The 13620-nt window shown below is 24.0% G+C and carries 13 protein-coding genes; 7 read left to right on the forward strand and 6 right to left on the reverse strand.

The genetic code is table 4. The features are described from left to right. Positions 1–68: 68 nt before the first annotated feature. Positions 69–233: a hypothetical protein gene (locus tag AACK96_RS03770; RefSeq protein ID WP_338975088.1), complete on the forward strand. Its 165-nt coding sequence runs from the start codon at positions 69–71 to the stop codon at positions 231–233. A 17-nt stretch (positions 234–250) separates the two neighbouring features. Here AACK96_RS03770 and typA read toward each other — a convergent pair whose 3' ends face one another. Both typA and AACK96_RS03780 read right to left on the reverse strand, forming a co-directional pair. Then, a complete protein-coding gene (typA, locus tag AACK96_RS03775) occupies positions 251–2095 on the reverse strand; it encodes a translational GTPase TypA (protein WP_338956865.1) in 1845 nt (614 codons plus the stop codon). 755 nt (positions 2096–2850) lie between these two features. Continuing rightward, positions 2851–3024, reverse strand: coding sequence for a hypothetical protein (locus AACK96_RS03780; RefSeq protein ID WP_338975089.1), 174 nt, complete (start codon positions 3022–3024; stop codon positions 2851–2853). A 285-nt stretch (positions 3025–3309) separates the two neighbouring features. Between AACK96_RS03780 and AACK96_RS03785 the strand changes: the two genes are divergently transcribed. Both AACK96_RS03785 and AACK96_RS03790 read left to right on the forward strand, forming a co-directional pair. Next, positions 3310–3972: an FMN-dependent NADH-azoreductase gene (locus AACK96_RS03785; RefSeq protein WP_338962913.1), complete on the forward strand. Its 663-nt coding sequence runs from the start codon at positions 3310–3312 to the stop codon at positions 3970–3972. A gap of 98 nt (positions 3973–4070) precedes the next feature. Beyond that, positions 4071–4982, forward strand: a complete 912-nt coding sequence (locus AACK96_RS03790) for a BspA family leucine-rich repeat surface protein (RefSeq protein WP_338975090.1) — start codon at positions 4071–4073, stop codon at positions 4980–4982. A 66-nt stretch (positions 4983–5048) separates the two neighbouring features. Here the strand turns inward: AACK96_RS03790 and AACK96_RS03795 are convergent, their stop codons facing one another. Further along, positions 5049–6314 carry a rod shape-determining protein gene (locus tag AACK96_RS03795; RefSeq protein WP_338975091.1) on the reverse strand — a complete coding sequence of 422 codons (1266 nt, stop codon included), beginning with the start codon at positions 6312–6314 and terminating at the stop codon, positions 5049–5051. A gap of 297 nt (positions 6315–6611) precedes the next feature. Between AACK96_RS03795 and AACK96_RS03800 the strand changes: the two genes are divergently transcribed. The 4 genes from AACK96_RS03800 (at position 6612) to AACK96_RS03815 (ending at position 10785) form a co-directional block, all read left to right on the forward strand. Then, the gene (locus tag AACK96_RS03800; RefSeq protein ID WP_338975092.1) at positions 6612–8765 is read left to right on the forward strand and encodes a fructose-specific PTS transporter subunit EIIC; all 2154 of its coding nucleotides are present in this window, start codon (positions 6612–6614) and stop codon (positions 8763–8765) included. A gap of 9 nt (positions 8766–8774) precedes the next feature. After that, positions 8775–9113, forward strand: coding sequence for a hypothetical protein (locus AACK96_RS03805; protein WP_338962903.1), 339 nt, complete (start codon positions 8775–8777; stop codon positions 9111–9113). Positions 9114–9258: 145 nt separating this feature from the next. Continuing rightward, a complete protein-coding gene (locus AACK96_RS03810) occupies positions 9259–10017 on the forward strand; it encodes a hypothetical protein (protein ID WP_338975093.1) in 759 nt (252 codons plus the stop codon). Between the two features lie 60 nt (positions 10018–10077). After that, positions 10078–10785, forward strand: a complete 708-nt coding sequence (locus AACK96_RS03815; RefSeq protein ID WP_338975094.1) for a hypothetical protein — start codon at positions 10078–10080, stop codon at positions 10783–10785. A gap of 67 nt (positions 10786–10852) precedes the next feature. Here AACK96_RS03815 and AACK96_RS03820 read toward each other — a convergent pair whose 3' ends face one another. The 3 genes from AACK96_RS03820 to AACK96_RS03830 all read right to left on the reverse strand — a co-directional run bounded on the left by AACK96_RS03820 (position 10853) and on the right by AACK96_RS03830 (position 13442). After that, positions 10853–11413 carry a hypothetical protein gene (locus tag AACK96_RS03820; RefSeq protein ID WP_338975095.1) on the reverse strand — a complete coding sequence of 187 codons (561 nt, stop codon included), beginning with the start codon at positions 11411–11413 and terminating at the stop codon, positions 10853–10855. Continuing rightward, entirely contained in the window at positions 11385–12884 is a 1500-nt protein-coding gene (locus AACK96_RS03825; protein WP_338975096.1) for an AAA family ATPase, read from the reverse strand. Before AACK96_RS03825 ends, AACK96_RS03820 begins: the two co-directional genes overlap by 29 nt. Before the next feature lie 141 nt (positions 12885–13025). Further along, positions 13026–13442 (reverse strand): hypothetical protein, encoded by a 417-nt coding sequence (locus AACK96_RS03830; protein WP_338975097.1) that lies wholly within the window; start codon positions 13440–13442, stop codon positions 13026–13028. Positions 13443–13620: the final 178 nt, after the last annotated feature.

Genomic DNA, 13620 nt, shown 5'->3' on the forward strand with positions numbered 1-13620 from the left:
AAAAATAAATCAAATCCTGAATTTATTAGAAAAAAAATAAAGAACTGCTTGATAAGCAAATTCAATTAATGATTAATGAAGTTAATAACTTTGCTAATTATGAAACAATACAGATAGAAGATATATTGCAAGAAAATCAAAAAATTCTGTCTTTAAATGATATTATTGATATTGAATCAGAATATTGAGTATCTACAGTTAAATGTGTAAATTATAATCCTTTTAATCTTTAAACAAAAAATCGTAAGTATTACTTACGATTTCTATTTTGTTTACGTTCATTTTCAGTCAAGAATTTTTTACGCATACGAATATTTTGTGGTGTTACTTCAACTAATTCATCGCTAGCAATAAATTCTAAAGATTCTTCTAAACTAAAAATAGTTGGTGGTGTTAATCTAACAGCTTCATCATTACCTGAACTTCTAGTATTTGTTAATTGTTTTGCTTTGCAAGGATTAACATCTAAATCTTTATCACGATTACTTAAACCAATAATCATTCCTTCATACACTTTAGTTTGCGGTTTAACAAATAAAGTACCACGTTCTTCTAAAGAATTTAAAGCATAAGGTAATGTTGTCCCTGTAATCATACTTACTAGAACGCCATTTCTATTATTATTAATTTCGCCTTTTAATGGTTCATATGTAAGGAAACTACGAACCATAACACCCGTTCCACGAGTAATATTAACGTATTGACGACCAAATCCAATTAATCCTCTTGTTGGAATATGAAAAATAATTTTATCACGAACATTATCAGAATCCATATTTGTCATAATACCTTTTCTTAGATTTAAATTATTAATAACAGTACTACTATATTCAGTAGGATGATTTAAAATAATTTCTTCGACTGGTTCAGTGGTGTGTCCTTTTTCATCTTTTTTAAATACTACTTCCGGTTTAGAAATACCTAATTCAAAGCCTTCGCGACGCATATTTTCAATTAAAACAGATAAATGTAATTCACCACGACCAAAAACTTTAAAACCATCAGCATTACTTCCGGATAATTGTTCTATTTTTAAACCAACATTAGTTTCTAATTCTCTTGTTAAACGTTCTTTAATTTTATTACTAGTTACTAGTTTACCTTCAGTTCCAGAAAATGGTGAATTATTGACAAGGAAATTCATTGACATTGTTGGAGCCTGTATTGTAATTGGTTCCATTGGCACAACATTATCTTTATCACAAATAGTATTACCAATTGTTATATTTTCAATACCCGCTATGCAAACAATATCACCAGCAACAGCGTTTTTAACAGCTACTCGTTTTAATCCTTGATAAACAAATAAATATTTTACTTTTGCTTTTCTTTTTAAATCATAATCATCAACAACAATTATTTCTTGTCCTTCAGAAATAGTACCTTGAAATAATCTACCAATTCCAATTCTGCCAATAAAACTATCATAATCTAATGAACTAATTTGCATTTGTAAAGGCTCATTATATTTTACTAATTTAGAAATTTTAGCATGTTTAATAATTGTTTCAAATAATGGTTCTAAATTTTCGCTTGGTTGATTCAATTCATATTGGGCAATACCTTGTTTAGTAATTCCATAAAGTGTTGGAAAGTCTAACTGTTCATCATTAGCATTTAATTCCATAAAAAGTTCTAATACTTCATCTTTTACTTCTTCAATTCTTTGGTCCTTTTTATCAATTTTGTTAATCATTAAAATTGGATTTAAGTTATGTTCTAGTGCTTTTTGCAATACAAAACGAGTTTGTGGCATTGGTCCTTCAACACTATCAACTAGTAAAATAACACAGTCTACTGTTTTCATAATTCTTTCAACTTCAGAGGAAAAGTCAGCATGACCAGGTGTATCAATAATATTAATTTTTGTATTACCATGCATGATTGAACAATTTTTAGAATAAATAGTAATTCCTCGTTGACGTTCTTGATCATTACTATCCATTATTTGTTCAACAATAACTTGGTTTTGATGAAAAATATTTGATTGCTTTAATAAAGCATCAACTAATGTTGACTTTCCAACATCGACGTGTGCTATCACTGCAATATTAATAATTTTTTGTTCAGCAGAAACTTTTTCTTGTTCAGACATTATTCATTCTCCGTTATTCTTAAATTTTGACATTATATAAATTATACGCAATATTTTTAAATTTAGTAAAATAATTAAAAAAATAATTTATTTAAAATGATTTTTTGACATATAATAATTATCTAAATCTTATGATTTGTGATTTTTTTTCATTTTCATCAGTTTTGTTTCTATATTTACTTTTATCATTATTATTTAAAAAATTATTTTGTTGTATTTGTTGGGTTAATAAATATGTTTGTATATCATTAAAATTATTTGTATATATAAAACTGCTACTAGGTTTTGATATTTTTATTTCAATAAATAAACTGTCTTTAGTGTGTGTTTCTAATGTATTAGTATAATGTTTTTTATTAATTAAAGATGTGTTAATTTTTGTTGTTAATTTTCATATTTGATTTTTATTTGGTAATGATAAATCTAATGGTTCTTGTTGTAGTCTTTGTTTTTTACTTGATAGTGATAAATCTAATGGTTTTTCATTTTTTAATTGTTCTGAAAATTGATGAGATATTGTAAATAAATATTGTAATTCTTCATCTGTTATGTTTTCTTGATTTATTAATTCACCTACAAGTAAATTTAATTCACTTAATATTTCAAATAATTGTTGAGGTTCTTTTTTATATTTATTAATAAAAAAACTAAATTTTTTTATTTGTGCTAAATATTTGTTTAAAATTTTATTTAATTTCTTTTTTATCTTTTTGTTTTTATTGAATTTTCTTTGAATTTTATTTCTATATTTTCTATTATTTTCTATTATTTTCTAATTCTAAAAAATATTTTTGTTGTTTATATAAATCATTATTGATACTTGCAATTGCATTAGTTATTTCAGAAATTTTAAATCTGTAATTAATTAAAGTACTAATTTTTAAATTTCTATTCATCAATTCAAGTAATTTTTGTTTTCTTTCATTCATATTTTTACCTCTTTCCATTTTTTTGATAGTCTGATCTCAAATTTCTTAATAATTATAATTTGTGTACAAGTACTAAAATCTCTATAATAACTAACTTATATCTATTTTTTAGATTTAATATCTATTTAATTTAAAATTTTTCTATAAACTTTTTTAAAAGTTTTACACACTTTAATAATAACACTTTATAGAAATTGATAAAATTATAATAAATATTTCATTTTTTTATAAAAACTGATAAAATCAAATTACAAAGTTATTTTAGATATTTCGGAGGCAAAAATAATGGCAAATAAAGTATTAGTAATTCGTTCTTCTATGATTAAAAAAGAACTATCTTATTCTGAAAGTTTAGTATCTCGTTTTGTTAAATATTATCGTGAATTTCATCCAGAAGATTCAATAATTGAATTAGATTTAAATCAAATACCAATGGCAAGTATTACTATTACGCAAAAAAACTTTACTTCATATTTTAATGAAAAAGATTCTGATTATTATATTAATCAACTAAAAAATGTTAATAAAGTTATATATACAACACCAATGACAAATTTTAATGTTACTAGCATGACAAAAAATTATTTAGATCACATCTTAGTTGCTGGTAAAACTTTTGATTATAAATATACCAAACAAGGTGAAGCTAGAGGATTATTACCACATTTAAAAGTTCAAATTTTGGCGACACAAGGAGCACCATATGGCTGATATTTATGAGGTAATCATGCAACTTATTTAAAAGGAACATGAGAATTTGTAGGTGCTAAAGTAGTAGAACCAATTCTTATTTGTGGTACTAAGGTTCAAGAACTTCATCAAAATGACGCTAATTTACTTATTGGTTCTAAAATATTAGCAAAAGGTGGAGGTTTACCAGCATTAGGACCAGAAAAAACGATGGATAAATTTGAACAGTATATTAAAGAAGCAGCAAAAAAGTTTTAACTTTAAAAAATAAAAATTTTTAGTCAAAAAATATAATTTTTGTGAATTTACCTTCAAAAAGTAGTAAAGTAAAATTAACTTCATAGAAGGATGAAAAAATGAAAAAAATATTGACAGCATTAAGTGTTTTAACACTTGCATCGGTTGCAGGAAATTTAACTGTAACTGTTTTAAACACAAATTCACAAAAAAATGATGTTTTAAATAATAAAACTCAACAAGATACAATTTACATTGATAAAAATGGCAAACAAATAACAACTAATGAAAGAGATTTATCAAATATAAATAGTAAAGAAATTGTTCAAATTGGTTTTTATAAAAATGATCAGGGAGAAATTCAAGTTGTTAATATGCCAAGAACAATTGAAAAAGTACCTAATCAATTACCATCAGAAATTACATCTTTACAATTTATGTTTATATTTTGTGAAACATTTAATCAAGATTTATCATCTTGAGATACTTCAAATGTTACGAATATGAATTGAATGTTTCATGGTGCTATATCTTTTAATCAAAATATATCAAATTGAGATGTATCTAATGTAACAGATATGGGTGGTATGTTTTGAAATGCAGCATCTTTTAATCAAAATATATCAAACTGAAATGTTTCAAATGTAACAGATATGAATTGTATGTTTGATAATGCAAAAGTTTTTAATCAAAATCTTTCAAAGTGAAATACATCAAACGTAATAGATATGAGCTATATGTTTACTTATACTTCATTATTTAATCAAGATTTATCATCTTGAGATACTTCAAAAGTGACAAGTATGAGCTATATGTTTGATAGTGCTTTATTATTTAATGGAAATATTTCAACTTGAGATACTTCAAAAGTAAAAAGTATGAATGGTATGTTTGCTCATGCTTTAAAATTTAATCAAAATATATCAAATTGAGATGTATCTAATGTTATGAAATACGAATGTTTTTCTTTTGAATCAGGAATTGATAACTCAAAAAAATTACCAAAGTTTAAAAAATTTTTAATAATTTAAAATACTAATTTAAAAATAGTGCTAATTAGCACTATTTTTAAATTAATTTAAGATTTTTATAGTTTTTTATCCTAAATCTTCGTCCTTTATTAGAATTTCACGACTAGGATTTTGTTCAATTATTAATTGTTTGTAAATTGTATCACGATATTTTACACAACCATCAATAACATTATCTAAAGGATTTGGAGCAGTCCGCACTTCAAAAAGATCTCCTTCATATTTTTGACGCATTGGTTTTGTACCTTTTTCAGTTTTAACTTCAATATAATATTCTTTAGCTAATTCTTCTTCAATAAATTTATCAACTTTTTTAATATAAGCTCCACCACCACAAATTGTGATTCCCTTACCTTTTTTCTTTAAATCACTAATACTTCCAGCAGCCTTATCACCAGCAGTTCTTAGTACTCTACGAATGGCTGGAATAATATGTTCTTTGAATTGAACTTGCATAACATTTTCACGAATTTCTTCTGGTGTAATTTCAATAGTTTTAGAAATTGACATTGTTTCTCCTGGCTGAGAATTTAATCTAGGTAATGAAAAACCCGAAATTGTGTATGGTTTTTCATCTTGATATTTCATAAGTGAACCAATATTTTTAATAACATCTTCAGCTTCTTTTATTCCAACTTTTAAGGCATGTTTTTTTATAATATATTCTTGAACTTTTTGTATTAAATAGTCACCAGCACAATGTGTTGTATATGAATATAATATTGAATTATTACTAATAATAGCAACATCAGTACTGCCACCACCAATATCAATGCACATAATTGCACTTCCAAAAATATCTTGCCCTGAACCTAAGGCTGCCATTTTTACTTCTTCTTGTACAAATCCACGGAGTGCTCCTAAACGATATACAATATTTTCTAAAGCTTCTTTTTGTACTGAATTAATTTCACTTGGTGTTGCCATCAACACAATCAAGTTACGATTTTTATCTAATTTTTCATCTTTTTTTATAGAATTGTTTTTACTTTGTTTTAAATCTTTAATTTCAAGTCTAAAATCTTGAAAAATTTTAGTAAGAATACGTTGTAAAGCATCTGGATCAGCAATATTACCATCACGAACTGGACGTTTAATAATAACGTTTTCATTTGTTTTGTCAGTTAAAGCCTTAGCCTCTTCACCGTAAAGAATTCTATTTTTTTCATAGTCTTCAGCTAAATAGGTTGGAGCATCATATCTAAGACCTATATTAATATGTCTAGCTTTAAAGTTTTCTGTTCCGATATCTAAAGCTAATCATTGATAATCAGTTATTGATTTAAGTTTGTTATTTTTCTGATTTAAATTTTCTTTTCTTGTTTTAAACATTTCTCTAATTTTCCCTTTCTTTAAATACTTAAATTTTATCTAAATTAATTTTACATGATTTTATAAATAAGTTATTTATATTAATTTATAAGGAAATATGGGATTAATGTTGATAATTTTTATTTATTATATTTTGTTTAAAAAACAGCAAAAACTTTGAAGTATTTAATATATCTAATTTTATAAATATTAAATTTAATTGAATAAATAGTTAAAAATATATTTTAATTATCTGAAAAAATCTCTGGTTTTTATTAAAAAAAGGAGATAAAATAATCATTGGAAAGGAAGGTAAAATTGAAAATAACTAATGATTTATTAAACAACTCACATATTATTTTTGAATCTAATATTAAAAATCAAATAGAAGCACTAACTAAAATTACTGATTTGGCATTTTCATTAGGTTATATTACTAATCGTGATGAATTACTAAAAGCATTTCTTGCTCGTGAGCAAGAATCATCAACGGGTTTTGAAGGTGGAATTGCAATTCCACACGCTAGAATTAAATCAATTAAAAAACCTGCAATTCTAATATTATGTAATAATAATGGTATTGACTGAAAAGCAATAGATGGACAATTAACAACTTTTATTATTGCTTTAATAATTCCTGAAACACAAGCAGAAAATTTACATTTAGATATTTTAAGTACACTTGCAATCAAACTTGTAAATGAAGATTTTCGTAAAAAATTAAAAAATGCAACAAATTCACAAGAAATAATATCGCTTATTAATGATGAAACAGTTAAAAATAGTACTAAAAAAGAAATAAAAACAATGAAAAATAAGGAAACAAAAAAAATTGTTGGAGTTTCTTCTTGTACAACTGGAGTAGTTCATACTTACATGTGTAAAGAATTATTAGAAACCGCAGGAAAAGAACTAGGCTATCAAGTACATATTGAATGTCAAGGTCAAAAAGGACCAGAATATGTACTAACAGAACAAGAAATTAAAGAAGCGGATGTCGTTATTTTAGCAACAGATGTTGCAATTGACTTAGAACGTTTTATTGGTAAAAAAACATATACTTGTGGTACAAAACCAGTAGTTAAAGATGCTAAACAAACTATTAAAGAAAGTTTAACAAAAGCAAAAATATACGGTGAAACCAATGGAAATAGTGGTGATTTCATTTTAAATGCTTCGAAAGGTAAACCAGCAATTTTAAAACATTTATTAAGTGGAGTATCATATATGATACCATTTGTTGTTTTTGCTGGTTTAATTTTTGCTATTGTTGGTGGTATCGCAAAAGGCACTTTTGGTAATGGATTTGAATTTAAAAATTCATGAGAAGAACAACTTGCTTGATTAAAAACAAATCCACCGGGAGTTAATTCTGGATTAATTGGTGGTACAACGCTAATGCATGTATTAATGATTATCAATAACATTGCTGGTATTGGCTTTACATTGATGATACCAATCATGGGTGCTTATATTGCTTATTCAATCGCAGGACGTCCTGGTATTGCTCCAGCAATGATTATTACATTTTTATTAGTATCACCTGATACGGGAATGTGATTTGGATGAGGAGTGTTTAATCTTACTGCTAGTTCTAAAATTGATGCAAGTCAACCTTTTCAGGGTAATGCTAATGTTTCATGAACATTATTTGGTGCTCTTTATGGAGGACTAATGGCTGGTTATTTAGTTAGATTTGTAAATTCATGAAAAGTGCCAAAATGATTATTACCAATTATGCCAATTATTATTATTCCTGTTTTTTGTACAGCAATTATTGCAATTCCAACCGCTTTCTTTTTAGCAGCACCGTTTGGATATGTAATGGGTGCATTGGATTATGGTTTAAGTTGAATGGGGTTACATCCAAATATAGGGTTTTTAGTTGGATTATTATTAGGAGCAATGGTTGGATTTGATATGGGTGGTCCAATTAATAAAACAGCTGTTCTTGTTGCAACATCATTAATGGTACAAGATGGTGGTCGATTAATGGGACCAGTAGCAGCAGCGATTCCGATTGCACCATTGGGTTGTGCATTAACATCAACAGTATTTAGTCGTAAATTATTTACAAAACAAGAACAATCATTAGGGTGAAATGCCTGATTATTAGGGTTTATGGGAATTTCTGAATCTGCTATTCCATTTGCAGTGAGAGATACATGAAGAACAATAGTTGCTAATGTTATTGGTAGTGCTGTTGCGGGTGCTTTAGCATTTGGTTTTGGTGTACTTGGTCATGTTGGGGCTTGAGGTTCTTTTATTATTGCTTTATTTGGTGGTGTTACTAATATTGATGGTAGTTATATTGGTATTTTATGATATGCAGTAGCTATTATTATTGGTACGGTAGTACAATCTATTATTTATACTTCACTTTTATTGCAAAAGCAAGGATTATATAGATCTTCAATTTTAACGTTATTAAATAAAATTGGAATTAAAACTAAAAATAAAAAAAGAAAATAATATTAATATATGAATAATAAAAAAAATTGATGATTTGAAAATCAATATAGTCGAAGTACAATAACTATTGATGATAAAAAAATAACTATTTATCATAAAGGATTAACAACTTTTAGTTTAAAAAAACAAACTAAAAATACTATTATGATTAATAATATTAATTATTTAGTTCTTAGAAAGCCAACTTTTTGACAGTGTGGGTACCTTTATTTTGTTTTAAAAAATGAAATTGAAAAAACTAATAATCAAGAAATTTTATTATCTAATTTATGTATAGCCTTCAAACGAAAAAATGAATTTAAAGAAGCAGAAGAAATTAAGAGTATTATTGATAATTTAATTATTTAAACTAAAAAAGCATTTTAATTGACATATTAAAAAAAATAAATTACAATTCTAATTATAATTTAATAGATGTCCAATCCTAATATAGATATTTCTTTATATTAGGTTTTTTATTAAATTAAAATATTTGAAAGGAAGATAAAAAGATATGCCTAAAAATATACAAAATATACAAATGACAGAAAAAGAATATAAAAATTTTCAAAATTATAAAAAACAAAAAGCAATACAAGAAGAAATGATATCCAAAACAAAAAGTACAGCAAAAAAAGCGGGAAAAATTGCTACTAATCATGCACCAACATTAGGTGGTGCGATAGGGTTTTTAGCAGGTGGATTTGGTGCAGGACTTACTGATAATAATCCTAATACTATTTTTGATGTGCCTGTTGGAATTTCATCAGCTGTTGGTGGAGCAATAATAGGATCTGTTGTAAAACAAAATTACAAAGCTAATATTGCTGAAAAAAAAGCAAAACGACAAGAAAAATTACAAAACATGCTATTAGAAAATATAAATAATTCATCAGATTCAGAATCCGAAGAAGAATTTGAACAAAACAAAGAAAATAGTTTGTATACTGATTTTGAAAAAAAATTAGCATTAAAAGAAGAAGCAATAAAAAAGAGAGAACTTTTATTACGAAACATGAAATTAGATGCAAAATTTCAAAAGCAAGAACAACAATTAAAAGAATTGAGTATTCAAAATAATTCAGTCGATGATATTCTTACAAAAGAATTAGCAAACACATTATCTACTGCTCCTATGACTTTTGCTACTTTAAATAAGGGTAATCCTATTTCTCAAGATGTAATAAATGCTGCTAATTTAATGTCTATAAGTTCATCTTCAAAACCTGTTGCTGATAAACAAGAAAACCAAAAACCTCTTATTTCTATGTAATATCATATACGTTAATGAAACAAATAATAAAATCAGATATAGTTTAAAGGAGGATTACTTATGCATTTTGATCCTATCGAAGACTTGTTTAATGATTTAGGTTCACAGTTTCAGTCTTTTGGAAATGATACTGAAACTTTCTTTAATAATTTTAGTGATAATATAAGTTCAGAATTTGAAGTATTTACAAAAGATTTAAATACTAATTTTCAATATTTTAACAATGATGCAAGTAATGTCTTTAATGATTTAGGTAAGGAGTTTCAATCTCTTGGTAATGAAATTAGTGAAGGTTTTCAAATTGTTAGTAATGATCTAGAATTTTTTTTTAATGATTTAGGTAAGGAGTTTCAATCTCTGAGTAATGAAATTAGTGAAGGTTTTCAAACATTTGTTCATAATTTTGAAACTGCCTTTAAAGATTTTGGTAATAATGTAAAAACTTTCTTTAATAATATTGGTAATAATATTGAATCATTTTATAACGGTATTACTTCATTTTTTTCAGGAATTGAAACTTTAATTAAAATTATGCCATATGCAATTGGTGGAGTAATTGGATCAGTTATAGCATTTAAGATTTATAAAGCAAGAAAATCAATGTTAAAAAATGAAAGAATAAGAAAAATATATAAAATTTGTAAAAATCAAGAACTAAATAATGATATTAAAAATGTTAATTTTGACAAATTAAAACCAGTAGTAAATAATACAAAACTTACAACAAGTAAATCAAAAAAGTTTACTAAAAAAATTTTAGTAAAATAAAAATAAAATGCGCCATAATGATTTTATAATCTAATTACGGTGCATTTTTCATTTTAAAATATAAATTTTACTTAACTTCACTAAAGTAGTCATCCATTTTAAAATAATCAATACTATGATCAAAAGTTGACGAATAAATGATTTTAAAATTTAAAGAAATGCGATGTTCTTTATTTAATTCATCAACTTTATTATTTAATTTCTTTTTAATTCTTTTGATATTTCTAATATTACGATCAGTTTCTCTTCTAATATTAAATACAAAAAAACATTTAATTTTGTCAAAAGAAATTTCATGTTTTTTATCAATATTATGTTGAAAACAAATAAAGCTATCAGTAAATTTTTTTGATAAATCATTAATAATGTCTTCATGAAAATGTTTTTGAATTTTAAATTCAATGAATAAAAATTCATTTCTTTTATTATAAGTGATAGCATCAATTGACTTAATACCACGTGAATGACTACAACATAAAAGTTTAATATTATCACCATCAATTGCATATTCTTCAGAATCTGAAGAATATGTTTTAGAAGCAGTACTATAAGATAACAAACGAAATGTTTTTTTATTTTTTTTATAAATAAATATTAAATTATTTTTTAATGTCTCATTTAAATTCATATTCGTCTAACTCCCTATATGGATAACTTAAAGCTTCATTAATGTGATCTAAACTATTCTCTTCAATTATACAAGAATCAAAATTTTTATCTTTATTAATAAAATTATATTTAAAATTTAAGTTTTTAAAGTCACGACTTGCTAGTGAAGTTATTGTTTCAAGAATATATGGACTATGTGTTGAAATAATTAATTTAAAATTAATTATTTTAGAAATATTTAATAATAGTTTAGTAAATAAATATTGTCATTCTGGATGAATATAGGCTTCGGGTTCATCAATAATTACTAAGTTACCTTCTTTAAAAAAGTCACTTTTAACCATTTCTTTAAATGATTCAATAATTTTTAATCCACGTGAGGAGTTGGCAAGTTTAATGGTAATACCATTTTTAGTTAAACTACCATTTTCAAAGTTAATTTTATTTTCATTACCAAAATAGTTTTCAAGTTCTTGATTAATTTTTTGTTTAATTAATACTAATTTCAAATTACTATACTGTTCAATATTTTTTTGAATATTAATTTTATTTTTAAAATCATCTAAGTAGTGACACTTTTTAAATTTGAAAATGTTATTTAATGATAATTTTAATTTTTCACTCTCTAACATATATGATGATTGTTTTTTACTAAGACTTTCTTCAATCATTAAATTTAAAATTTGGTCAGTATCACTAATATAAGTAGCATCAATTATTGGATTTTCAATAATATTTTCTAAATAATTAAACTCATGTTCTAAAGAAAATTTATTATTTTCATTAATATTGATCGTTAAAGTTTTGTTATTGTCTAAACTAAGTTTTAAATAACTATCTTTATTATTATATTTTTTATTTCTTAAGTTTTCACCATGAAAGTTTTCACGAAGAATATTAGCCATTAAATATGAAATGATATCAGTATCTTTATTATTAAATAATTCTAAGGTTTGTAAAATATCATTATTAATAATATTAATTGTATATTTAATAATTTTAATTTTGTAACTATCTTTATTAGTATCTAATTCAATTCTTTGTAATGTTTTGGTAATTAAATCATCATTTATTTTTAGCAATTGATGATAGTCTGTTAATAAATTAATTCAAAAATTATTAAATTTTTCAATTTTATAGTTGAAATTTGTTATTCATTTTTGCATAAATGTTTTATTATTTAGATTAATATTATTATAAATAGATTCAATTTCTTTAAATAAAGTACTTTCTTTTTCACTACTATTAAAATTTGTTTCAAGAAAATTACTACCAGTATTTTCAATTTGTGTAAAAGTATCTTCAGCAAAGTTAAAAAAATTCTTAATTATTTCTGACTTAATATCACTAGTAGCAATTTTCACCATTGCAAAAACTAACCTACTTAAGTAACTTTTACCAGTATCATTAACACCAGCAATAATAGTAATATCACCAATATTTAAAGAAGTATCATTAAAAGGACCAATATTTTTTATTTTTAATTTCATTTATATCACCTATATATCATTTTAAACTATATAAATATAATAACATTTAACATTATTGAAATGTAGAAAAATAATAATAGTAAAAAATAATATATTATTGTTAGTATTGAAATATTAATAATAAATATAAATTATTAAATTTTAATGAATATAGTAATTGTTAATTATTTCACAATTTTCGATTGCATCTCAAAAATTATTATTTATTTTTACTTTTAAACCAATAATTAAAAAAGTTAATGCAATAGTAAAAAATCCAAAAATTGGAGTTAAAATTATACAAAAAATAACTCCAATTTGTAATTCTATTCAATTATAATAATTTCCAATATTTTGACTTATATAACATACGTATTTTGGTGAACATTCTAAAATATGATATATGCTAGTTATAGCTAATATTTGAAATCCATTTCTTTCTATATTTTCAAACTTTAACGTTGTTTGATTACGAATATGAGAATGATAATCACAAAAATCTATGAGAATTAAACCAGAAATTATAAATAAAATAGTTAAAATAAATAATAATATTGTTATTATTTGTATTTTTTTCATTTATTTTTGCTCCCTTAAATCTAATATAATAAAGAAAATTAATATATATTTTGAAAAATAAAAATATTTTTATTTATACAACGTAACAATATTAACAAATTTAATTAACTTTACAATAATATTTATCTATTTTTATAAATAATATGGAAACTATTTATTATTATTTTACAGTTATTTT

The sequence above is a fragment of the Spiroplasma endosymbiont of Tricholauxania praeusta genome (genome assembly GCF_964019535.1).
Classification (GTDB): domain Bacteria; phylum Bacillota_I; class Bacilli_A; order Mycoplasmatales; family VBWQ01; genus Spiroplasma_E; species Spiroplasma_E ixodetis_A.